This window comes from Lawsonibacter hominis (assembly GCF_014287895.1).
Taxonomy (GTDB): domain Bacteria; phylum Bacillota; class Clostridia; order Oscillospirales; family Oscillospiraceae; genus Lawsonibacter_A; species Lawsonibacter_A hominis.
On sequence record NZ_JACOPP010000011.1, the window covers coordinates 1 to 22933 of the forward strand.

The window sequence follows — 22933 nt, forward strand, 5'->3', positions numbered from 1 at the left end:
ACAAAAAGTACATGAATATGAAGCACCTGGAGGCTGCCGTTGAGGACGCCTCCATTGCTGGCTGACTTCATTCATTCCAGAGCCTGCAAACCAATTTGCGCAAAATCCTTGACACTACCAGAAAAACCTATTTGCTTTTTCGATAAGGGACTTTGTCAACAGCCCCATTTTTAGCGTAGGCCGGGGCGGCTGTGCCGCCCCGGGGGAACTCAGTGTCCCCGGAACGGATGGATTCTGATTTTGTTCCGTCGTCTGCCTATGCCCGTAGGCGCGTTTCAGAGCGCAACCGCCCGCAGGGCGGCTATTGGCGCGGAGATGACGACGGAATTCTGCGTGGTCCTCCTGCGGAGGAATTTTTCGATAAGCTGAATGCGGGAAGCCCCCGGACCGTTGGTCCGGGGGCTTCCCGCTTGTTCTGTTCCATTACTCGCCGCAGCCGCTGCAGCCGCAGCCGCAGGAAGAGCAGGAGGGGTGAGACTCCTCCCAAAGCTTCTCCGCCATGGGAGTCCAATTCTCGGCATAGGGGATGGTCTTGTCGGTCAGATGCTCCACCGTTTCGGGAGACTGGGGGTCGGTGGAATGGGCGCCGGTCTCGTTGACGATCTTGCGGATCTTCTCAGGGTTCTCCAGCATGGGGCAGGGGCGCAGCATGTTGTCGTTGAAGGGCTGGCCGTCATGATAGGCCATAAACAGCGGGGACTGCAGGCACTCCAGCAGGGACTTCTCCCGAATGTTGGAGTCGGAATAGTGGATGAAGACACAGGGGTCCACATCGCCGTTGGCGTTGATATGCAGATAGCGCCGGCCGCCGGCGATGCATCCGCCCACGTATTCCGCGTCGTTCTGGAAGTCCATGGCAAAGATGCCCTTCCTGGAGCGCATCTCCCGGATCCGGCGGTAGACCTCGGTCCGCTGCTCGGGCTTGGGCATCAGCTCGGGAGCGGCGTCGTTGCCCACGGGCATGTAGTGGAAGAACCAGATAAAGTACGCGCCCAGATCAATGATCTTGTTGTAGAACTCCTCGCTGGTGATGTCCTTATAGTTGACGCTGGTATAGCAGGTGGAGATGCCGAAGGGCAGGCGATGGCTCTTCAGCAGGGCCATCGCGTTCGTGACCTTCTGATACACGCCCTCGCCGCGGCGGCTGTCGTTGGCCTCTTCGAAGCCCTCCAGGCTGATGGCGGGGACGAAGTTCTTCACCCGCAGCATATCCTGGCAGAACTCCTCGTCGATGAGGGTGGCGTTGGTGAAGGACAGGAACGCGGCGTCGCTGTGCTTCTCACACAGCGCGATGATGTCCTTCTTGCGCACCAGGGGCTCGCCGCCGGTGTAAATGTACAGATAGATGCCAAGCTCCTTGCCCTGGGTGATGATGGAGTCGATCTCGTCAAAGGTCAAATTGAGCTTATTGCCGTACTCCGCCGCCCAGCAGCCGGTGCAGTGCAGGTTGCAGGCAGAGGTGGGGTCCAGCAGGATGGCCCAGGGAATATTGCAGTTGTATTTCTTGCGCAGCTCCTCCTGCTTGGGCCAGCCCACCAGGTTGGCGTTGATAAAGAAGTTGGTGAAGATCGTCTTCAGCACGTCGGGATCGGTCTGGGTCCAGACCTTCTCGATAAGCTGATACCAGCAGGACTCGGGATCGCTGATGACCTTGTCGAACATCGCGCGCTGGGGCGCCAGGGTGTCTCCGGCAAACTTATTGACCAGATCCATCACCTTGTTCATGTTGTTCATGGGATCCTTGTCCAGATAATCGAACACCTTGGTCAGACCGTAACGCTTGATACTATCAGGAATCTTCATAACGTTTTCTTCCCCTTTCATGGCATAACAATACCATCCGTTCGTCGATACTATAACGCCGATTTCAGAAAAGGGAAATAGACAAAACGCGAATCCTGTCCAAACTCCAGACAGAAACGGCAGTTTGTTTAAAAGCAGTTCCGGTTCCGGCAAGCCCTTTTTCTATTTTGACCACTATACCACATAATATTCATAGTCATATTCCATCTTCACTCCGCAGCACGGCCTCCCCCTGCTGGTTCAGGCCCACAACGACGCCGTCCACCGTGTAAATTTGAAAGACCGCGCCCAGATAATCCGCCCGGCCGGACAGAAATTCGGCATAGGAAATCTGTGCGCCGCCGACAGACCCGTCCGCCCCGATCACGCCCACCGCCGCGTCCGGAGCGACGCTCATCCGGGTGTCGTCCTGTTCCGGGTCTGTGAATTCAAACCAGCTCTTCTGCTCCACCAGATTCAGCGTCACCCCGCCCTCGTCCGCGCCGGCAAGAACTCCGTAGCCCGCCAGGCGGGGCCAGGTCACGCCGTCCTGCTTTGCAAAGCTGTCCAGCAGCGCCGGAATACCCTCTTCCAGCGCCCGGTAGCGCTCCTGATCCCGCTCCGGGTCAAACTGCACGTCGGTAGCGGGATAGGCATACAGGGTGATCCCGTCCTGTTCCGCCAGGAAGTACATGGGCACGGGCGCAGTATCCTCATCATAGTCTGCGCTCTCCATCCAGGCGAGCGTGAGCAGCACGCCGCCCCATTTGCCCGCGTCCTTCATCCGGAAGACGGGCAGGCCCAGGAACTCCTGCACCTCTACCCGGTCCGCCCACTCCGGCGGCTGATCCAGCGTAAAGCCGTAGAGCGCGCTTGTGTAGCGCAGCTTGATTCCGGAAGAGGCCGCCGGCTCCGCATCGCGGGAGAAGATCAGCGCGCTGCCCGGCAGATTCTCCAGCGCGTCATAGAGCAACTCAAACCACGCCTTGTCCTCGGCGCTGCCCTCCATGAGATTACGGGGCATGGTCTGATAGAAGGAGAGGTAGACGTGGCAGCCATCCCGGCCTCCAAGGTAGTGTACGCGGGCGGGGTATTCCTCCAGCGGCGCCTCCTCCACCAAAAGTCCGGCGACGGTACCCTGATCCATGCCCAGCGCCGCGCTGTAAAAAAGGACCGCCCCCGTGTCGGGGTCCTCCCCCACCGCGCCATAGACTCCCCAGCATTCCGGCAGCCGGATCGAAAAGCCGCAGCCGCTGTTGGTATAGACTGCGTTCTGTGCGCCAGCTAGGGCAAACGCGTCGGCGGTGATGGCTTCCGCCTCATCGTGCAGGCGCACATAGTCCGGGTCCAGGCCGGAGCGCTCCTCCGGCAGCGGGTCCACATGGAGATAGACCAGCCGGCCGCCCGCCTCCCCCAGCACTGTGATCCGGGGGCCGCCGGTTTCATACATCCCGTCCAGATCCTTGTCACCGTACAGTTCGTCAAATCCCGCCCGGGTGACCACGCACAGATTTGCCAGCACGCCCGCGGTCGGGTCGTCTGCCCGGCGGGCGGAGCTCTGGTAAATGGTCATCAGGCCGGCCCCGTCGTCCTCCGCCACCTCCACCCTGCCCGCCCAGCCGTCCGGAAAGCGGACGGTAAAGCCGTAGGTGCTGTTGGTGTAGACCGCGCCCCGCCGCACGGCGGCGCCGGTGTAGGTAAACGCATCGGCCGTCAGGGCGCGGGCCTGTGCGTCCATAGCTTCATACTCGGAGTTGACGGACTCAAGATTCAGGTCCACATTCCCATCGGAAGCAAAGCTAAGGAAAAAGATCCTTCCGCCGCCCTCCCCCAGAATGAGCATCTGCCCGGGCCAGCCGTTCATGATCTCCTCATCACTCATCCCCGGATAGCGGGCGCGGAATTCCTGCGCATCGTCGATCAGCAGGGAAAAGAATTCGCCGGAATGGAAGCCATGATGCCGCTGGCAGAACGTAAGCATGCCTTCAGACTCCGTCACGGTATAGTTCCCCGCCCAGTCCTCGGGAAGCTGAAGCGTAAAGCCGTAGGTGTCGTTCACGTAGAGGCTGGAGGCCCCCCGGACAATACTCAGGAGATCGACACGGCCCTCCCGTACGCCGTTCCGTGCTTCCGGGTCGGGCAGATAGGCTTCCAGGGTCAGCTCGGTGATGTCCGCCCACTGTTCGGGCGCGATGTCCAGGGTATAGCGCTTCCCCGCCTGCCATGGCTCGCCTTCGAAATAATGCAGGCTCAGGCCGCCCAGCTGTTCCGTCTCCGCCCGGCCCGCGATATGGATGTTCCACTGCTCCGCCTTGGCGTAACCCTTTGGAATGGTAAAGCTCATCGTTCCGTTTTCAAAGGCGATGCTGTCCTCCAATGCCTGCACGGCTTCAAACGCGTTCAGCGGCGCCGCGCTCTCGCAGGCCACCAGCGAGCCCGCCGGCAGGGCGAGCGCCAGGACGACGCACACCGCTGCCGCGCTGTTTTTCTTTTTCTGGAACAAGTTGGCCAGCCGCCCCTTGAGCAGTTTCTTGCCACCGCCGAAATAGGTGGACAGGGCCGGAGCCCGGCACCCGGCGGCGGTATGGAGCAATATCTCGCCATAGCGGCGGCGGAAGCCGGCGTCTTTGGCGCGTACCACCTCATCGTCGCAGCACAGCTCCAAATTGCGGGACGCCTCCCGCACCATCCACCACACCAGGGGATTGAACCAGTGCACGGCGTTGGTCAGCAGCAGCAGGGCCTTATACGCCACGTCCCGCCGGCGCAGATGCACCAGCTCGTGCCGCAGTACCACGTCCAGCTGCTCCGGCTCCATCTCCCGGCCGGGCAGCAGGATCACCGGCCGCACCAGGCCCAGCATCATGGGGGTGGGCAGCCCGGTCGCCCGGCGCAGAGCCGCCCGGCCCGTTACGCCCAGCTCCGCCCGCAGGGACTCCAGCAGGGACTCCGCCGCTCCGCCGGCCTCCAGCGACCGGCGGAGCAGGCTGCGGCGGGCAACCGCATAGGAGACGGCCTGCCAGAGCAGGAACCCCGCCGTGCCCGCCGCCCAGACCCAGGCGCCGAGCGCTGTCAGGGAGACCTGCCGGACCGTGCTCCTCTCCTGCGGGACGGGCTCCGGAGCCGCCGGGTTACCGGCGCTCCCGCCCGCCCCGGGTCCCGTCATATGGGTGTCCGCCGTCACGGCGGAGGCGGGCAGGCTCACCGGATACACGGGCGTCTCCACCGTCACGGCGGGCTGGGGCAGCGGGAACTGGAAGGGCAAAAGCAGCCGCAGGGCCAGCAGTAGCCAGAGGAAGTAGCAGGTTTTGGCCGCGTAACGGTGATGGATACGGCCAGAGAGCAGCAGCAGGGGCAGCAATACGGCCGAACCGGTCAGGGACAGGACGGCCACCCGCAGAAACAGAGCCTCCATGCTCATTCCTCCTTCAAATGATCCAGATAGTCCTTCAGCTCCTCCACATCTCCGGGCGATAAGGCCCCGCCGTCATAAAGCGCGGCGGCAAAGCGCTTGAGGGAGCCGGCGTACAGCTTGGACAGCACACTCATGCCCTCCCGCCGCTCATACTCCCTCCGGGAGACCAGCGGGCGGTAAGAATTGACCTTTCCCGTCTTTTCACAGGCCAGAAAGCCCTTCTCCTCCAGCCGCTTGAGGTAGCTGTGCAGAGCGCTGGCGGTGAGGGGGCGCTCCAGCCCCTCCAGAATGGCAGGGGCGCTCACCCCTCCCCCGGCGTTCCACACCACCAGCATAATGTCCAGTTCCGACTCCGGCAGACGGCGGTTCTCCTTCATCCCAGGCACGCTCCTTTTGCATTTGCAGAAGTTATAGTTCTATTCTACAATTGCAGAAGTTCCTTGTCAAGTCCTGTTTCCGCTTTTGCAAAAACAGGGCGGGCGCACCGCGCGCGCCCGCCCTAGCCCCCGATCTCCAGCGTAACGATCTCCAGCCCCTGCTTCATGGCATAAGACAGGGTATACATGGTGCCGCCCAGCATGCCGTCGTAGACGGCGATGAGCAGCGCGGAGTGATCCACCATGTACCGGTTGCGGCGGAGCATGCAGCCCCGGTCATACTGCCGCTGGACCATGGTTTCTCCGTCGCAGCGCTCCACCAGGGAGAAATACCGCTGCCGGTCCCGCTCCCCCCAGCGGGCGGCCTGCTCCTCGCAGGGGATCACCGCCTCCACGCTTACGCCGCCGCGCCGCGCCCGCAGGGCCAGGGCGGCCTCGCAGAAATAAAAATCCGCCCCCTGGGCCATACCGCACAGAAAATGGCGCATCCCCTTGTGATAGGCCGCCTCCAGCGCCTTGTCCAGCCGCTCTTTCAGCGCGATACAGCGCGGGTCCGCCTCGTTGTTCCGCCAGGGCAGCTTTTCCGGGCGGTGCCCGGTAAAACAGCAGGTACGCGCTCTGTCCATTCCCTGCTCCTCCATCCGCTTTTGTTGGTTTCATTTTATTATATCCCGGCCGCGAAGTCAACATTTTATCGAACATTTGTTTTTTCTCTTTTGGGGGTTGCATTTTGGCCAGAAGGCGTTATAATAAAAGCGGAACAACTGAATCGAATGTCTTCAGGGCAGGGTGAAAATCCCGATCGGCGGTACAGTCCGCGAGCCGGAAACGGCAGACCCGGTGTGACTCCGGGACCGACAGTGACGCGCATACGCAGGCGCGAAGTCTGGATGAAAGAAGATGTGTTGAAATTACGCACCTCCTAGTTTCGATTTTAACACCTGAAGGTCAGGAAGCTTTCAGGAGTTACCATCGAAAAAAGGAGTGTTTTTTATGTCCGATCCCAACACCACGACCGCCGGCAGCATCCGCACCGGCCGGCGCACCCGCGTGCGCGCCCTCACTGTCACCGCCATGCTCTCCGCCATCGCTTTCGTACTGATGTTCCTGGACTTCGCGGTGCCCTTTATGCCGTCCTTCGTTAAGATGGATGTGTCCGAGCTGCCCGCCCTTCTGGCCGCCTTTGCTCTTGGGCCGGTCTACGGCGTGGTGGTCTGTCTGGTCAAGAACCTGCTTCATCTGCTCATCACCACCACCGGCGGCGCCGGAGAACTGTGCAATTTCCTGCTGGGCGCCTGCTTTATCCTCCCGGCCGGCCTGGTCTATCAAAAGCTGAAATCCCGAAAGGGCGCCCTGCTGGGGGCCATCGTAGGGGCCGTCGTCATGGGGCTTTTGTCCATTCCTCTGAATTACTACATCACTTACCCCATCTACACCAACTTCATGCCCATCGACGCCATTCTGGAGCTGTACCGGGCCATCCGGCCCTCCGCCAACGGCCTGCTGGAGTGTCTGGTCACCTTCAACGCCCCCTTCACCCTGCTCAAGGGCCTTTTGGATGTGGCCCTCTGCCTGCTGATCTATAAGCCCCTCTCTCCCCTGCTGCACGGGAAAGTCTGATCCGAAGGAGGCCGCATTTATGAAGGAGCGCTCTGCACGCATCAAAAAGCTGGCCGTCATGGCCATGCTGGTGGCCCTGTCCATCGTTCTGGTCTGGCTGATCCACTTCCCCATTTTTGCCGTGGTCCCGTTCCTGGAGTATGATCCCGCCGATATCCCCATCCTCATCGGTACCTTTGCCTACGGCCCTCTGGCCGGTATCGCCCTTACCGTAGTGGCCAGCCTGATCCAGGGCTTCACCGTCAGCGCTCAGAGCGGCGTGATGGGGATCGCCATGCATATCTTTGCCACCTCCACGCTGGTGCTGGCGGCCGGGTGCATCTATAAATTCCGTCACACGCGCCGGGGCGCGGTGCTGGCCCTGGCGTGCGGCACCTTGGCCATGACCGGCGCCATGCTGGTGTTCAACCACTTCCTCACCCCCTTGTTCATCACCCCGGACCTCGCGGACTCCGCCGCCGTAGCCGCCAACCGCGCCTATGTGGACACCCTGCTCTTCCCCGCCATCGCCCCCTTCAACCTCATCAAGGCGGGCGCCAACTCCATCGTGACCTTCCTGGTGTACAAGGTGGTCTCCCGCTACATCATCCACGGCGAGGCCCAGATCTGGGCCGGCAAGAAGCATCTGAGCAGCGAAACCTGAATCAGAGGCATTCCGGCCGTCAGCGGCCCCCGCCGCTTTTTGGAACGCTGCCCTTCCGCTTGATTGACACGCTTGAGCGCCCCCGGCCGCCGGTCGGGGGCGCTTTGTCGGTTTCCGGCTCTGCTCCGGCGCCGGAGCAGAGCCGGCCGGAAGTTCCCCTTGACAAGACCGCGTCCCGCCATTACAATATCGTTAAGCGATATCGTATTTCGATATTGGAGGGGCCTCATGGGGAAAAAAGCGCTGGAAAACCTGACGGAGAGTATGTTCTACGTGCTCATGTCCTTTCTGCGCCAGGCGCGGTGCGGCACAGAGATCGCGGAATGGGTGCGCCTGCGCACCCGGGACCGGGTGCGTCTGGGCCCGGGGACCCTATACACCATTCTGGCAAAATTTGAGGAGGAGGGCTTTCTCCAGGAAACCGCGGTGGAGGGCCGCAAACGCACCTATCAGCTGACGGAGGCAGGCCGGCGGCGCTATGAGGAGGAGTTGGCGCGGCTGCGCGCCTGCATCGCAGACGCAGAAGAGGAGGGCGCTCTATGAAGGACACAGTACGCAGACTGCCGCTGATCGACTATGCCGATCTGGATCGGTTTGAAGACTGGCTGGAGGACATGGCCCTGCGGGGGCTGTTCTACGACCATGCCGGGCCGGTATGCATCACCTTCCGCCGCGGTGCGCCCGCCCCGGTCCGCTACCGGATGGAACCGGCCGGAAGCTTCCATACCGCGGAGAGCCAGATCTATCTGCGCCAGCAGGGCTGGGCCTGTCTGGGCCGGGCGGGGAAGTGGTTCGTCCTTTATGCCGCCGCCGACCCGGACGCGCCGGAGCTGCACACCGACCCGGTGGTACGCAGCTATGGCCTGGATCAGGCCGCCCGCTCCATGCTCCGGTACTGCGCCATGCTGCTGGCCGTTACCCTGCTTTTTCTGGCCGCGGTAGTCCTGCCGTACTGCTTTTTTGATTGGCCCGTACTCAGCTTGATCGAAAGCCCCCTGGCCGGGAATCTGCTGCCCGTGGTCATGGAGCTTCTCTCCCTGAGCCTCACCGTCCGGGCCTTTGCCGGATTCTTCCGCTTCAAGCGGCGGCTTCGGCAGGGCGCCGCCCTCCGCCGTAAGGGAAGCTGGCGGCGGGGGGCGCGGATCACGGCCGTCACGCTGCTCTGCTCTCTGGTGCTGCTGGCGCTGTCCTTTGCCAGCCTGTGGGCCTACGCCGCGCTGCGCTGGGAGGGCGGGATCGCCGGACAGGAGCGGCCCTTTCCCCTGCTTTCGCTTCCGGCCCTGGAGGGAAACGACGCCCTGGAGCCGGTCGTTATCGCGCTCCAGGATGGGACAGACTACAATAACTACATCCGTTTCTCCTGGTCTTTGCTGGCTCCGGAACAATATGAGGTATACCAGCGCATGTCGGAGCCCGACGGGTCGCACGCCTGTGGACTGGATCTGCGCTGGTACCGCCTCTCCTTCCCCTGCCTGACCGCTCCCCTGCTGGACGAGCTGGTCTGCCGCTATACGCAGCACAACTATTTTCCGGAGGAATATCGCGTCACCCAGCTGGAACTGCCCGGCTTTGACCGGGCGGTACTGGCCGTGGACAACGATTTCCCCGGCCAGCGTCTCTTCCTGGCCCGGGATGGCAGGGTGGTCTATCTGGACTACGACGGGGAGCGGGATCTGCTTGCTCAGCTTGAGGAAATAGAACAATTGTTTGACTTTTCGCTCGATCCATAGTAGGATAGTGGTATCGGGGGTGATAGCGTGGAACGTACCATTTTACACTGCGATCTGAACAGCTTTTACGCCTCGGTGGAGCTGCTGGAGCATCCGGAGCTGCGGGCGGCCCCGGTCGCGGTATGCGGGGACCCGGAATCCCGCCACGGGATCATTCTGGCCAAGAACGAACGCGCCAAGGCGTTCGGCGTGAAGACCGCCGAGACCATCTGGCAGGCCCGCAGGAAATGCCCGGACCTGGCGCTGCTGCGCGCCCATCATTGGAAGTACCGGGACTATTCCAAACAGGTCAACGCCATCTATGAGCGCTATACCGATCTGGTGGAGCCCTTCTCCATCGACGAGAGCTGGCTGGACGTGACCGGCTCTCTGCATCTGTTCGGCGGGGACGGCCGGGCCCTGGCCGACGAGATCCGGCGTGCGGTTCGGGAGGAGCTGGAGCTGACCGTATCGGTGGGGGTGTCGTTCAACAAGGTCTTTGCCAAAATGGGCAGCGATTACAAAAAGCCGGACGCCACCACCGTCGTCACGCGGGAAAATTTCAGGGACCTGCTGTGGCCTCTGCCGGTGAGCGACCTGCTCTTTGTGGGTCAGTCCGCCCGGCGGACGCTGGAAGGGTACGGCGTGCGTACCATCGGGGATCTGGCCCGGTTCGACCGGGAGGCCCTTGGGGACCTTCTGGGCAAGCAGGGATATACCCTTCACGATTACGCCACCGGCGCCGAGCGCGCCCCGGTGATCCCCGCGCGGGACCTGCCGGGGCCCAAGTCCGTGGGCAACGGGCTCACCTTTTCCCGTAATCTGGTGGGCTGGGCGCAGCTGCACTCCGGTGTGGCGGAGCTCTCCGATGAGGTGGCCGCCCGGCTGCGGAGCTGCGGCCTGAAATGCACCACCGTACAGATCGTCATCCGGGATCCCAATTTCAAGGACATCTGCCGGCAGAAGCGGCTGGAGGCCCCGACCTACGTATCCCGGGATATCGCACAGGCGTGTATGGAACTGATGCATGCGGCCTGGAGCCCCAGGGCGCCTGTCCGCGCCCTGACGGTCACGGCCCAGAACCTGGTGGAGGAGGGGCTGGCCGCCGAGCAGCTCAATCTGTTCGCCGCCGGGGCCGCGCCCCGCCGGGACAAGCTGGAGCGTCTGGAGCGGGCCATGGACGGTATCCGCGGAAAGTTCGGCCGGAGCGCCATTTCCCTGGCCTCCAACGTAAAGCCAACGGAACCGGCACAGCAGGAGGACCGGCGCCTTCCGCCGGTGGACTGACCGGCAGGGGGACTCTTGGGGGGATTGTGCGGGGGCCCGGCGTTCCAAATGGAACGCCGGGCCCCCGCAGCTTGTCCCCCAAACCTCCCGCAGGAGCGTCCCGCAGCGCTCTCCCGCAAGGGGTGTGCCGCGTCCGTAAAGCGGCACAGCCGCGAACGGCCGCGCAACGATCGCCATCGCCGCGCAAGGGCCGCCCCGGCCTACGCGAAACAGGCGCCGCCTCCGGAAGGGAGTCTTCCCACGAAATGTTTGCCGATCCTTTCGCACGAAATCGAGGTAAAAAGTTCGCCCGTCTCCCAGCCCCCTTGGCTCACTTTTTCAGAATCTGATCCAGGTCCTCCCGCGCTTCCAGGGCAGCCAGCAGCTCGCCGGTCTCCTCCGCCGCTCCGGCGGGCAGCGCGTAGGTCTCCACATAGGCGCCCTCCCGCTCCAGGCGCTTTTTCTGCCGCTCCAGCCACTTGCGCGCGTCGGGGCCCTCAGGATAGACCAGGGCCACCCGCCGGGCGTTTTTCCGCACCTGGTTGACCCACAGCGCCTCCGGATCGTGAGGCCGCCTGAGCAGGTTGACGGCCAGCAGCACGATGGCCACGGCGGCGGTGGCGAACCCGAATACCTGGGACACCCGAACGGTCGTGTTGAAAAAGTACAGGCTGTCGGTACGCAGGCCTTCGATGCATCCGCGGCCCACACCGTACCAGGCAAAATAGCTCAAAAACATCTGACCGTCGAACTTGCGCCATTTTTGGGCGATCACCGCCAGCAGGATCAGTCCCAGCAGGTTCCACAGGGACTCGTAGAGAAAGGTTGGGTGGACCTCGGCATACTGCAAAGCGCCGCCCACGTACTCATAGATCCCCATACGCCACGGCAAATCGGTAGGCCCGCCGTAAGCCTCAATGTTCACGAAATTGCCCCAGCGGCCCACCAGCTGGCCGATGAGCAGGCCGAACACGCCCAGATCCGCAAAGGCTAAAAACTTGATCTTTCGCACCTTACAGAAGACCAGAAGGGTGAGTACCGCGGCGATCACGCCGCCGTAGATGGCAAGGCCGCCATCCCAGATGCGCACCATCGCCCCGAAGTCCAGGGAGCCGTCCTCCCGCCGGAAAAGATCCAGGTAGAAGATGATGTAGTACAGCCGCGCCCCGATGATGGCCAGGGGCACGGCAAAAAAGAGCATGTCGATGATATCGTCCTGCCGGATGCCGAACTGGCCGGCCTTCCGGCTGCAATAGAACACGGCCAGCAGGAAGCCTGCGGCAATGATGATCCCGTACCAGTACACCGGCCAGCTGCCCACGTGGAAGGCCACACGGTTGAGCTGGAATTCCAGTCCCAGTCCCGGGAAGGAGACGGTTCCCATCATGCCTGCCCTCCCGGCCGGACCACGGCCAGCGCCCAGCGCTCCGGATCCGCCAGGCGGCGCAGGCATTCTTCCACGTGCTCCCGCCCGATGTCCGCGTAGAGCTCGGGAAAACGCAGATACTCAAACCCCGCAAAATGCGCCTGGGCCTGCTCGATGCAGATCGTTTCAAAGGAATTGAGCGCCCGTACCCGCGCGCCGTAGCCGGAGCGTTTCAGCCGCTGGAAGAAGGCTTCCTCCAGGCCGCGCTCCGCTAGGCGCTGCGCCTCGGCCAGCACCGCGCCGCGCACCGCCTCCGGCTCCCGGCTCTCCCCCCCTGCGGCCAGAAGCGCGCAGCCCGGATACTGCTCGAACCCGTAGCCGAAGTTCTTGTTGATGAGCCCCTTCCGGTACAGGTCGGCATACAGGGGACTGGAGGTGCCCAGCAGCGCCTCGCAGGCCAGCTCGCTCACCAGCTGACGGCGCAGGCGCTCCTCGCCCGCAGGGGCGGTATCGGCCTTGCAGCCCAGCTGGAAAATCGGCGTGGAGACCGCCATGCGCAGCTGTTTGCCGGGGGCGGCGGCTTTGCCGCGCTCCTCTGTGCCGTAGTCCCGCTCGATCCGTCCGCCGCTCTCCCGGGGCAGGATCTCCCGGGCAGTCTCGATCACCCGCTTGGCGTCCACGTTCCCGGCCACGGTGAGCACCATATTGGAGGGCGTATAAAAGGCCTTGTGGCAGGCGTAGAGGGTATCCGCCGTGATATGGGAGATGGACTCCCGGGTCCCGGCGATGGGCACCCGGATGGGGTGATGGTCAAACAGGCACTCCATCAGGGCGTAGAAGACCTGATTGTCCGGGTCGTCCTCCACCATACGGATCTCCTGGCCGATGATCCCCTGCTCCTTGTCCACGCTCTCCCGGGTAAACCAGGGGATGGAGACAAAGGAGAGCAGGATCTTCAGATTTTCATAGAACTTCTCCGTGCTCTCGAAGTAGTAGCCGGTCATGGCGCTGCTGGTAAAGGCGTTGGGGGACGCCCCATTGGCGGCCAGATCCTGAAGGGCGTTGCCGTCCTCGGTATCGAACATCTTGTGCTCCAAAAAGTGGGCTACTCCGGCGGGCGTGTCCTGCCATACGCCGTCCAGGCGGAACTTCATGTCCATGCCGCCGTAATTGGCGGCAAAAAAGGCGTAGCTTTTCTGGAACTCCGGCTTTTGGTCCACATAGATGTGCAGTCCGTTCTCCAGCCGGGCATGCAGCATCGTTTCCCCGATGCGGGGGTATTCCTTGCTTACCATGGGCTCACTCCTTGCCTTTCAGGAAATAGACGGTATCCAGCTTCAGCTTTTGGGCGGCGGAGACCACCTGCTCCCGGGTGACCTGCTCCACGCGCCGGGCCAGCTCCTCCGGGGCTTCGGTCAGACCCGCCGCGGACTGGCCCAGCCAGTAATCCTCCAGCCGCCCCTGCGCATCCAGCGTGGTGGTCAGACTGCTCACCACCGAACGGCGGGCCCACTCCAGCTCTTCCTCCCCAAACGCTCCCGTCCTGCACTGGTCCAGCTGGGCCAGGATCTCCGTCTTGGCCTGCTCCACCCGGTCGAACTCCACGCCGGAGGAGACCAGCATCACGTCCTTGTACTTCATCAGGCCGGAGCTGGCGTAGTAGCACAGCGAGAGACGCTCCCGCACGTTCAGAAAGAGCTTGGAGGTCGTGGTGCCGCCATAGATGGCGTTGACCAGGGTGAGGGCGGGATAATCGGCGTCCCAGGCGTCGATGCCGGTACGCAGGCCCAGGGACAGCTTGCCCTGGGTCACGTCCATAGCCTCCTCCACCAGGCGGGGCACGTCCGGGGCCTGCCGCCGCGCCGGGCGGCCGGGGGCAGTGCGCGCCGCGCCCTGGGGCAGCTCCGCCAGGATCGCGGACAGGGCCTGGCGCACCCGCTCCGGCGCGGCCGAGCCGCAATAATACAGCTCCACCGGAGCAAGGCGCAGCATCTCCTGATAGCGCGTCCACAGCGCCGCGCAGTCAATGGCGGCGGCGGCGGCCTCGCTGCCCAGTTTGTCTACCCCGAAGCGCTCCCCGGCGCACATCTCCTCGACCACCCGCAGCTGGGCATACTGCCGCTTGTCGTTGATCTGGGCCCGGATACGGTCGATCAGGTTGGTCTTCTCTTGGCTGGTATAGTCGGGGCAGAAGGCCCCGGCGCTGGTATAGGGGTGAAACACCACCTCGCCCAGCAGGGCCGCGGCCCGTTCCAGAAGGGGCGCGCCGTCCAGCGTGTAGGCGTCGTCCAGGAAACTCCCCAGAAAGCCCACGCACTGGGTCTCTCCCTTCTTGCGCACCATGGGTTCCAGCGAACCGCCGTACAGCTCGTCCAGGGCGGCGGAGAGAGCCTCCAGATCCGGATGCTCCCGGGTGCCCCGCCGCAGCACCATGGGGACCAGGGCGTTGAGAGAGGCGGTCTCCTCCTGCAGCGGCAGCAAAAACTGCAGTCCCAGCACGCTGGACTTAAACTTTTTTGTATGCACCGCCGTCAAATGGACGCCGGGCAGAAGTTCGCTTCGGGTGACTTCGATCACGCTCTGTCATTCCTTTCCGTGGAAAATTGCAGTATGGGTATTATACATCGTTTTGACCGATTTGACACCCCTTCGCGGAAAAAAGATTGGCTGTGCGCGCAGTTGCCGTTCCCGCCGCTTTCCGCTACAATAGAGACACGAATGATAAGGAGGCCGATCGCATGACACGTTCCGCTGTGGAAGCCATGGCCCTGGCCGGGGCCGACAAGGTCCGCCTGTCCCGGGAGCAGCCCCTGCGCTATCTGACCCGCGCCGCTGTGGCGGGGGCCTTCATCTTTGTAGGGGCCCTGCTGTCCAGCCTGTGCGCCGCCTGGTTCTACGACGCCAGCCTGCCCCTGGCCAAGCTGCTGGCCGCCCTGACCTTTTCCGCCGCTTTGATCCTGATCGTGCTGCTGGGCGGCGAGCTTTTTACCGGCTGCAATCTGGTCATGGGGGTCTCCCTTTACGAGGGCTCGGCCACCCCCGGTACCGCTCTGCGGGTCTGGATCATGGCCTATGTGGGCAACTTGATCGGCATCCTGGCGCTCTGTCTGCTGCTGGCAGGCTCCGGGGCCAGCAGCGATCTGCTTTCGGCCTACCTGTCCCTCTGCGTCCCCGCCAAGCTCGCCGCTCCCTGGTATATGCTGCTGCTCCGGGGCGTGCTGTGCAATTTTCTGGTGTGCGTGGGGGTATTTGCCGGCTTCCGGCTTCAGAGCGAGTGCGGCAAGGTGATCGCCATCACCCTTGCCATCACGACCTTCGTGCTCGCCGGACTGGAGCACTCCATCGCCAACATGGCCTATTTTGTCCTGTACGCCCTTCTGGTGCCTGGCGGCGCTTCCTTCGCCCTGCTTTGGAACCTTTTGTGGGTAACGCTGGGCAATCTTCTGGGGGGCGCGGTGCTGCTGGGCCTGCCTCTGTGGTACGCGGCGGACGCGCCGCAGCAGCGCGCGCCCTGACCGCGCGGCCTGCGGGGACGCGGCGCGGCCGCGGTCAGAGCGTGACCTCCAGGCGCCGCTCCCCCTCCAATTTTTCCAGATCGAGCCCCTCCGGGACGCTTTTTCCGTCCAGGAGGGTCTTTTTTTCGCTTCCCCGGCGCACGGTGATCTGGAGAACGGCCCGCTGCGTCCGCCAAGTGGCCGTAAAGCCCGGCCAGTCCGGCGGGAGCTGCGGTTCCAGGAAAAGCCGGCCCGCCCGCAGACGGAAGCCCAGCATCTCTTCCATGGCCGTCCGATAGAACCACCCCGCCGCGCCGGTGTACCAGCTCCAGCCGCCCCGGCCCAGATGGCCGGGGGCGGCGTAGACGTCGGCGCAGAGCACATAGGGCTCGCAGCGGTAGACGCTGCCGTCGTGGTGCTCCGGCAGCAGCGCGGCCAGGATGTCCCGTCCCTCCCCCGCCCGCCCGGTCCGGAGACAGGCCAGCGCCAGCCACACCGCCGCATGGGTATATTGCCCGCCGTTCTCCCGCACACCGGGGACATACCCCCGGATATACCCCGGGTCCGCCCCCCCGCCGTCGAACGGCGGATCAAACAGCTTCACCACGCCCGCCCCGCGGTCAAACAGCCGCTCCAGCGCGGATGTGAGCGCCGCAGCGGTCTTTTCCCGATCCGCCGTGGGCGCCAGCGCGGCCCAGCTCTGGGCAATGGAGTCCAGCTGGCACACCTCGTCCCCGCGGCTTCCCAGGGGTCTTCCGTCGTCGTAATACCCCCGCAGGAACCACGCCCCGTCCCAGGCCCGGTCGGCCGCGGCGGCAAAGCGCCCGGCCCAGTCCCGGCAGCGCTCCTCCCGCTGCGCGTCTCCCATCCGGCCGCAGACGGGAGCGAAGCGTGAGAGCACGTGGGCGGCAAACCAGGCCAGCCAAACGCTCTCGCCCCGTCCCTGCTCCCCCACCCGGTCCATGCCGTCGTTCCAGTCGCCCGTGCCCATGCGGGGCAGGCCGTGCTCCCCCGCGCCCCGGCGGAGCACCTGCTCCACGGCCCGGCAGGCGTGGTCGTAGACGCCGCCCGTTTCCCGGGAACGCTCCGGCTGCTCATAGCGCTCCCGCTCCTCCGGACGCAGGGGCGGGGACTCCAGGTAGGGGACCGGTTCCTCCAAAATGCCCCAGTCCCCCCGCTGCTCCAGGTACTCGCACAGCACATACGGCAGCCACAAGAGGTCGTCGCTGATACGGGTGCGCACGCCTTTGTCCCCCGCGCCACCGGTCTCGTGCCACCAGTGCATCACATCTCCCTCCCGGTACTGATGGGCGCAGGCGCGCAGCAGCTGCTCCCTGGCATACGCGCCGCCGGTGAGCAGTGTGGCGCATACGTCCTGGAGCTGGTCCCGGAACCCGTAGGCCCCGCCGTTCTGATAGCGGGAGGTCCGGCCCAGCAGGCGGCAGGCGATCACCTGGTACAGGCACCAGCCGTTCAGGTAACGGTCCAGCGCCGGGTCGGGCGTGCGCACTTTCAGCGCGGAGACCGTGCGGTTCCAGTGCATCACCGTGCGTCCCAGCCACTTCTGGGCCTGACCGGGGTCCTCCTCCCGCTCCTCCAGATCCGCGCCGGTGGAGAGCGCCAGCACGCCCTCCAGCGTGTAACGTGTCTCTTCTTTGCCGTTTAACCGGCGCCCCAGCTGGCAGGGCGCCCCCTCCAGCTCCAGCAGCAGCACCCGGACCGGCCGGTCCGCCGGGACGAAGGCGGTCGTCCTCACCCGGCGCTCGCCCCAGGTCTTCTCCCAGCGGGCGAAGCCGGGAGCGTAGGTCACGGTACAGGGCAGCCCGTCCCCGTCGGCAAACAGGGAGCGCTCCTCCCCCTCCGCCCGCAGGACGAACCGTTCCGTCCCTCCCACGGCGAGCGGATCGTTGTTCCAGGGCGTGAGCGGGCACTCCCGGGCGTTGCCCCGCCATAGGTGTCCGCAGCCGGTCTCGTCCACCATCCAGCCGAAATCGCCGTTGGTGAGCATCTGGCTCCACCCCACCGGCGGCAGCCGGTTTCCACAGTGGAACTGAAAGCTGCCGTCCGCTCCGGCCTCCCACAGGGGCAGACCCTTTTCAAGGGCAAAGGATCGTTCCGGTTCCGCATCGGGCGGCACATAGGGCGGCCATGCCGCGCCCAAGCGCACCGCGGCCGCCTCCAGCACCGGCGGCGCGGCGGCCAGCAGATGGACGCCTCCCTTGGCGCCCGCCATATGGTCCCATCCGATGGCCCGCAGCCCTTCCGCCAGCCTGCTATGGGCGGGACGCCGGTAATCTCCCCCCTCGTCCAGCAGGATCGCCAGATCAAAGGCGTAACCGCTGCGGGAGAGGAGCTTGTGCACCCCCAGCCAGGGCAGGGCCGTCTCCGCCTCCTCCGCGCCGGCCAGAGTCAGGGCCGCGATGGGAAGATCGCCCGAAATGCCGTAGGGCCACAAAAGGCTCTGTTCTGCCGGGCTCCGGGCCCCAGGATAGACCAGGGCGGCCAACAGCTCAAACGCCTGTAACGTAGTTTCACCTGTCAGCTTGCAGGCAGTCATGAGCCGTTCCAGCTGTACGTTCCCCAAGCGCGCCCGCGGGCTCTGCAGACGGCGTGCGGCCTCTACCGCCTCCTCTCCGCTCTGCCCGGCCGCCAGGGTCAGCCGCAGGCGAAAGGTCCCGCCCGGCTCCAGCGTCACAGGGACGCGCAGCAGCAGGCAGGGATCCAGCACCGCTCCGGCGGAGCTGTGGGCCGGTCCCTGCAAGGCCTGCTCCAGCGCCCGCAGCCCGCCCCGGCCCAGGGCCTGCTCCCGGCTGGTGTCGAAAAAGGCGTCCGGGGCGTCCCACAGGACCGCCAGCGCCGCTCTCCCCTCCCCGCTGCGCCGTGGACGGCGGGTAAAGACGACTCCGTCTCCGGTATGGGCGCTCTCCAAAAAGAGCTTGGAGAACGCCGGGTGGGCCGCATAATCCGCCTGCTTTGCCAGTACCGGCTCCAGATAGCACACCACCTCTCCGCTCAGGCGGCCTTTTCCCTTCCAGCGGAGCACCAGCTCCCGCCGCTCTCCGTTCTCCCGCTCCGGTACCTGCAGGCTGTGGGTGAAGGAGATGCCTCCCGCCGCTCCGGTCCAGCCGGCCCCGCCGTCGAACCGGCAGCGCTCCGGCGTCAGGGCGGTCAGCCCGCCCGGAGCGCTGAACCAAACGGACACGCCCCCGTCCCGGAGCAGGGCGGTCTCCCCCATCCGGGTCCAGCTGCGCCCCAGACTATCGCACAGGACCACATAGGCCCCGTTGGACACCAGATGACAGGCCGGACGCGCCTGCGCCGCCGCCGGGTACTCCCGCACCAGTCCGGCCTGCGGCGGACGCCCCGGCTGCTCCGGCGCCCGGAACTCCCTCTGGCGGAGCACGGCGGCTCCCACGGGCACCTTTTCCTGCAGCAGTTCCCGGTAAGCCCCCATGGCCCGGTCCCGCAAAAAGCGCTTTTGCATCACATTTTCGTTCAGGGCATTGTCGATGGCCACCAGGCTCATGCCCAGATGGTGGGCCATAAAGGTCTGCACCGGCTCGAAGGGGGCCTTGCCGGTACGCCGGGCAGGGGTGAAGTCCAGCGCCTCGTACATGCCGTATTTCCCCTCCGCCCCCAGCGCGCGCAGGCGGCGCAGGTTGTCCGCCGCCCGGCGCGGCGAGAGCAGCAGCGCCAGGAAGGAGGCGTACGGAGCCACCACCAGCTCCTCATCCAGTCCCCGCTTCAGGCCCAGCCGCTGGACCCCGTGGGCCTTGTATTGGTAGCTCAAGCCGGGGTCGAAGGCATAAAAGCAGGATTCGGAGATCCCCCACGGCGTCCCCGTGCGCCGCCCCCGCTTGCGCTGCTCATAGAGGCAAAAGGCCAGCGACTCGTAGACCAGGCTGTTGGGTTCCACCGGCAGGAGCAGGTTGGGCATAAAATACTCGAACATGGTGCCCGTCCAGGAGACCATGCCCTTATAATCGTCATCCCCCGTCAGCATCCGGCTCAGCCGCCGCCAGTGGCGCGGACTCACCTCTCCCCGGGCCACCGCCAGGTAGCTGGTCTGCCTGGCCTCGCTGGCCATCAGGTCATACCAGCCCTGGGTGTAGGCCTGCTTTTCGCAGTCGTAGCCGATATAGAACAGCCGCCGCTGTCCGTCGTAAAGCCGGGAGAAGTCCATGCCGTCGGACAGCGCCTCCGCCCGCCGGGCCAACGCATCCTCCCCCCATTCGTACAGTCCTTCCCGCAGGGCGATCAGGCAGGCGCACAGGTTGCCCGCGTCCACGGTGGATACATAGCGGGGCGTGAGGGGCGCGGCGGAAGCCGTGTCATACCAGTTGTAGAGATGTCCGTTCCACTTGGGCAGCGTCTCCAGCGTATCCAGCAGATGCCCGATGAGGGAGAGCGCCTTCTTCCGGGAGCACAGATCCAGGTCCGCCGCCGCCAGGCAGCACAGCAGGGCCATGCCGGCGTTGGTGGGCGAGGTACGCCGGGCGGGCCCCAGGTCGGGTCCCTCCTGCACGTTGTCGGGCGGCAGCCAGTGATCCTCGGGGCGAAGCCAGTCTGCAAAATACTGCCAGATCAGCGCCCCCTGGTGGAGCAGGAAGGGCCGGTCGGCCTGGGGCGCGGCCCGTTGGGCCGGTATGGGGCTGCTCATGGCCCAGGCGGCGCAGGGAGCGAGCGCCCACAAAAGCCCCGCCGCCGCGCCCGCCGGGATGCGGGCGAACAGGATGGCCAGACCGCCCGCCGCCACGGCGCTCCACCCCTTGCGGTAATTGGCCCACAGGCCGTCCCCCGCGCGCCGTTCCGCGTCCGCCGCCGTTACCCAGGCCAGCAGCCCCCGGTGCGTGACCAGCTGCCGCCATAGGGCGGTTGCGATGGCGCTGGCGCAGGTCCAGGCGTGGAGGGGAAGAAACAAAAGCTGCAGCAGCGTCTGGAGGATCACGCCGCCAAAGCCCGCCACGATCGAGGCATGGTAGCGCTCCCGCAGGCCCCGGCCCCCCCGCCAGAAGAGCTCCGCTCCCGACAGGAGAAGATTGGACGCGGCCGCGGCCGCGGCTACCCCCGCCGCCAGGTTAAAGTCCAGGCGGCCCACGCACATGCCCAGCAGCAGGGAAAGCAGGGTGCTCACCGGGGAAAGGGAACGGCGCAGATTGTCAAAAATCTTCCACCGGGCCATGAGGGTGATGGGGTTGGGTTCCAGTCCTCCCGCCTGATTGCGCACCCGGCGGCCCAGCCAGGGCAGCAGCTGCCAGTCTCCCCGCACCCAACGGTGGAGGCGGGCATAATAAGAGGTCACCTTATAGGGATAGCTGTCGGTGAGTTCCACATCCCCGATCAGTCCCGCGCGGAGATAGGAGCCCTCCAGCAGATCGTGGGAGAGGACCCGGTTTTCCGGGAAACGGCCTTCCAGGCAGGTAAAAAAGGCATCCACATCGAATATGCCTTTTCCGGTATAGGTGCCCTGGTCGAACAGGTCGTGGTACACGTCGCTGGCGGTGGAGCCATAGGGGTCCACCCCTCCCTGTCCGGCAAAAATGCGGGCAAACTGGCTCTTGTTGGCCGCCCCCAGCTCCACCCCCACCCTGGGCTGGAGCACCCCGTAACCGGAGACCACCACACGGCGGCGGCGGTCCACTACCGCCCGGTTCAGCGGGTGGAGCATGGCTCCGGTCAGCTCCCGGGCCGAGCCCACGTTGAGGGCGGTATCCGAATCCAGGGTAAGCACGAAGCGGGTGCCGTTCAGCGCGCCGCGTTCTCCGGAGAGCACCTGCAGCCCGGTCCTGCGCCCCTTCAGCAGGCGGCACAGCTCCAGCAGGGCCCCCCGCTTGCGTTCCCAGCCCTGGTAGCGCTCGTCGGTCTTCTGGAACACGGGTTCCCGGAAAAAGAGGTAAAACCCTCCGCCATAGGTCTCGTTGAGCGCATCGATGGCCCGGCGGGCCGCGTCCACCCATTGTCCGGCCCGGCTTCCCATGGGGGCGTCCCGGTCGGGCAGGTCGGCCAGCAGACCGAACCGCAGCTGCGCCCCTCCGTCCCGGTTGGCCAGCCGGTAGCGCTCCAGCAGGGCGGCGTACTCCGGCCCGGAGTTCTCCCCGCTCAGAAGCCCCGCGATCACGCAGAGGGTACGCCCCTCCCGCGGCACGCCCTGCTCCAGGGCCATGCGGAACACCGGACGGGGCCGCACCAGGCGCACCGCCAAAAAGTCCAGCACATTTTTCACCAGATCGGACACGGGCAGCAGGAGCAGCAGCGCCACCCAGCCGCTGTGCAGCAGAAAGCCCAGCAGCAGCGACAGGCACAGGCTGCACAGTACCACCGCAGCCACATACCAGCCCCCCTGCGCCGCCGGACGCTCCTCCCCCAAGGGACGGCGGAACAGCCAATACCCCACGTGGCGCTCCAGTCCCGCCCCCGCCCGGCACAGCTCCAGCAGCCGGCGGGCGGTCTCCGCCTCGGAGCGGCCCGTTTTTCGGGCCAGGGCGCACAAACGGTCCCGGTAGCGGGCGCGGGTGGCGTCGTCCATGGCGGCATAGGCGCCCGCAGGGTCCTGCCGCAGGGCCTGTTCGGCCTGGCTGTGCCGTTCCAGCACCGGGGCCAGATCGGCGCCGCCCAGCGTGCGCAGCGTGGTGAACAGGCGCTCCAGCTCTCCCGCCAGGGCCTCGTCCCGCCCCGGCAGACTCCGGCACAGCCGTGCCAGGCGGAGGATCAGCGCCCCTTTGAGCGCCGGAATGAAATGGGCCAGCTCCAATTCAGACAGCGGAGCGCCCCGCTGCACGCCGCCCAGAAAGGCGTCCAGTTCGGCGGTCCCCACCGTCCCGGTCTCCGCCAGCGTGCGGGCCAGCACGCCGATGAAGAGCTCCGCCCCGTCCCGGCGCAGGCGCCGGGGACACCGGGAAAGGGCCCGGCATGCGTCCTTCCCCTCCCGCTGGGCCAGGTAGGCGTTATCCAGCAGCCATTCCGCCGCAGGGCGCGCCTCCTGCCCCCGCTCCTCCTCCACCAAACGGCGCCGGGCGGCCTCGATCTCCTTCAGCGCCCGGCGCATCTGCCGGGCCAGCGTCCGCCCGCCGCTGCGCTCCGCCGGCTTTCGCGCCGCCGCCGTTTCCCGTCCCAGCCGTTCCAGTTCCATAAGCTTCCTCCCCGTCTGTGCACATCTGCCAGAGAGGATTCCCCGGCAGCTGGAAAACTATGTGCGCTTCCGCCTGCTTCCAAAGCGCGATTTTCCCTTGACAAAAGGCAGGAAATGTAGTATCATTATTTT

At 65.2% G+C, this 22933-nt stretch carries 14 protein-coding genes and 1 riboswitch; of the genes, 6 read left to right on the forward strand and 8 right to left on the reverse strand.

Annotated features, from left to right (window positions below; genetic code table 11):
- Positions 1 to 423 precede the first annotated feature (423 nt).
- The 4 genes from H8S57_RS09185 to H8S57_RS09200 form a co-directional block, all read right to left on the reverse strand.
- Positions 424 to 1803 (reverse strand): radical SAM protein, encoded by a 1380-nt coding sequence (locus H8S57_RS09185; protein ID WP_186907786.1) that lies wholly within the window; start codon positions 1801 to 1803, stop codon positions 424 to 426.
- 196 nt (positions 1804 to 1999) lie between these two features.
- Positions 2000 to 5197 (reverse strand): M56 family metallopeptidase, encoded by a 3198-nt coding sequence (locus H8S57_RS09190; protein ID WP_186907787.1) that lies wholly within the window; start codon positions 5195 to 5197, stop codon positions 2000 to 2002.
- 2 nt (positions 5198 to 5199) lie between these two features.
- Positions 5200 to 5574 carry a BlaI/MecI/CopY family transcriptional regulator gene (locus H8S57_RS09195; protein ID WP_186907788.1) on the reverse strand — a complete coding sequence of 125 codons (375 nt, stop codon included), beginning with the start codon at positions 5572 to 5574 and terminating at the stop codon, positions 5200 to 5202.
- A gap of 122 nt (positions 5575 to 5696) precedes the next feature.
- On the reverse strand, positions 5697 to 6200 hold the full coding sequence (locus tag H8S57_RS09200) for an SLOG family protein (RefSeq protein WP_186907789.1): 504 nt from the start codon (positions 6198 to 6200) through the stop codon (positions 5697 to 5699).
- A 145-nt stretch (positions 6201 to 6345) separates the two neighbouring features.
- Positions 6346 to 6480: riboswitch (FMN riboswitch) on the forward strand.
- Positions 6481 to 6567: 87 nt separating this feature from the next.
- Between H8S57_RS09200 and H8S57_RS09205 the strand changes: the two genes are divergently transcribed.
- The 5 genes from H8S57_RS09205 to dinB all read left to right on the forward strand — a co-directional run bounded on the left by H8S57_RS09205 (position 6568) and on the right by dinB (position 10833).
- Entirely contained in the window at positions 6568 to 7194 is a 627-nt protein-coding gene (locus H8S57_RS09205) for an ECF transporter S component (protein WP_186907790.1), read from the forward strand.
- Between the two features lie 19 nt (positions 7195 to 7213).
- Positions 7214 to 7837: an ECF transporter S component gene (locus H8S57_RS09210; RefSeq protein WP_186907791.1), complete on the forward strand. Its 624-nt coding sequence runs from the start codon at positions 7214 to 7216 to the stop codon at positions 7835 to 7837.
- 228 nt (positions 7838 to 8065) lie between these two features.
- Positions 8066 to 8380, forward strand: a complete 315-nt coding sequence (locus tag H8S57_RS09215) for a PadR family transcriptional regulator (RefSeq protein WP_186907792.1) — start codon at positions 8066 to 8068, stop codon at positions 8378 to 8380.
- On the forward strand, positions 8377 to 9567 hold the full coding sequence (locus H8S57_RS09220) for a DUF2812 domain-containing protein (protein ID WP_186907793.1): 1191 nt from the start codon (positions 8377 to 8379) through the stop codon (positions 9565 to 9567). Before H8S57_RS09215 ends, H8S57_RS09220 begins: the two co-directional genes overlap by 4 nt.
- A gap of 27 nt (positions 9568 to 9594) precedes the next feature.
- Positions 9595 to 10833, forward strand: a complete 1239-nt coding sequence (gene dinB, locus H8S57_RS09225) for a DNA polymerase IV (RefSeq protein WP_186907794.1) — start codon at positions 9595 to 9597, stop codon at positions 10831 to 10833.
- A 310-nt stretch (positions 10834 to 11143) separates the two neighbouring features.
- On the opposite strand, the gene lgt is transcribed toward dinB, so the two are convergent.
- Genes lgt through yfmF form a run of 3 tightly spaced genes read right to left on the reverse strand, consistent with a single transcriptional unit; the run spans position 11144 to position 14755 of the window.
- The gene (gene lgt, locus H8S57_RS09230) at positions 11144 to 12199 is read right to left on the reverse strand and encodes a prolipoprotein diacylglyceryl transferase (RefSeq protein WP_186907795.1); all 1056 of its coding nucleotides are present in this window, start codon (positions 12197 to 12199) and stop codon (positions 11144 to 11146) included.
- On the reverse strand, positions 12196 to 13473 hold the full coding sequence (gene yfmH, locus H8S57_RS09235; protein WP_186907796.1) for an EF-P 5-aminopentanol modification-associated protein YfmH: 1278 nt from the start codon (positions 13471 to 13473) through the stop codon (positions 12196 to 12198). Before yfmH ends, lgt begins: the two co-directional genes overlap by 4 nt.
- A gap of 4 nt (positions 13474 to 13477) precedes the next feature.
- On the reverse strand, positions 13478 to 14755 hold the full coding sequence (yfmF, locus tag H8S57_RS09240; protein WP_186907797.1) for an EF-P 5-aminopentanol modification-associated protein YfmF: 1278 nt from the start codon (positions 14753 to 14755) through the stop codon (positions 13478 to 13480).
- A 161-nt stretch (positions 14756 to 14916) separates the two neighbouring features.
- On the opposite strand from yfmF, the gene H8S57_RS09245 reads away from it, so the two are divergent.
- Complete coding sequence (locus tag H8S57_RS09245) at positions 14917 to 15693, forward strand: formate/nitrite transporter family protein (protein ID WP_186907798.1); 777 nt, start codon at positions 14917 to 14919, stop codon at positions 15691 to 15693.
- 34 nt (positions 15694 to 15727) lie between these two features.
- Here H8S57_RS09245 and H8S57_RS17875 read toward each other — a convergent pair whose 3' ends face one another.
- Positions 15728 to 22801, reverse strand: coding sequence for a GH36-type glycosyl hydrolase domain-containing protein (locus H8S57_RS17875; protein WP_186907799.1), 7074 nt, complete (start codon positions 22799 to 22801; stop codon positions 15728 to 15730).
- Between the last annotated feature and the right edge of the window lie 132 nt (positions 22802 to 22933).

Excerpts from the sequence above, each read along its gene's own strand:
- H8S57_RS09200 (WP_186907789.1), bottom strand. The coding sequence starts at position 6,200 with ATGGACAGAGCGCGTACCTGCTGTTTTACCGGGCACCGCCCGGAAAAG.
- lgt (WP_186907795.1), bottom strand. The coding sequence starts at position 12,199 with ATGATGGGAACCGTCTCCTTCCCGGGACTGGGACTGGAATTCCAGCTC.
- H8S57_RS09190 (WP_186907787.1), bottom strand. The coding sequence starts at position 5,197 with ATGGAGGCTCTGTTTCTGCGGGTGGCCGTCCTGTCCCTGACCGGTTCG.
- H8S57_RS09195 (WP_186907788.1), bottom strand. The coding sequence starts at position 5,574 with ATGAAGGAGAACCGCCGTCTGCCGGAGTCGGAACTGGACATTATGCTG.
- H8S57_RS09205 (WP_186907790.1), top strand. The coding sequence starts at position 6,568 with ATGTCCGATCCCAACACCACGACCGCCGGCAGCATCCGCACCGGCCGG.
- H8S57_RS09185 (WP_186907786.1), bottom strand. The coding sequence starts at position 1,803 with ATGAAGATTCCTGATAGTATCAAGCGTTACGGTCTGACCAAGGTGTTC.
- H8S57_RS09215 (WP_186907792.1), top strand. The coding sequence starts at position 8,066 with ATGGGGAAAAAAGCGCTGGAAAACCTGACGGAGAGTATGTTCTACGTG.
- H8S57_RS09210 (WP_186907791.1), top strand. The coding sequence starts at position 7,214 with ATGAAGGAGCGCTCTGCACGCATCAAAAAGCTGGCCGTCATGGCCATG.
- H8S57_RS09220 (WP_186907793.1), top strand. The coding sequence starts at position 8,377 with ATGAAGGACACAGTACGCAGACTGCCGCTGATCGACTATGCCGATCTG.
- H8S57_RS09245 (WP_186907798.1), top strand. The coding sequence starts at position 14,917 with ATGACACGTTCCGCTGTGGAAGCCATGGCCCTGGCCGGGGCCGACAAG.
- H8S57_RS17875 (WP_186907799.1), bottom strand. The coding sequence starts at position 22,801 with ATGGAACTGGAACGGCTGGGACGGGAAACGGCGGCGGCGCGAAAGCCG.
- yfmH (WP_186907796.1), bottom strand. The coding sequence starts at position 13,473 with ATGGTAAGCAAGGAATACCCCCGCATCGGGGAAACGATGCTGCATGCC.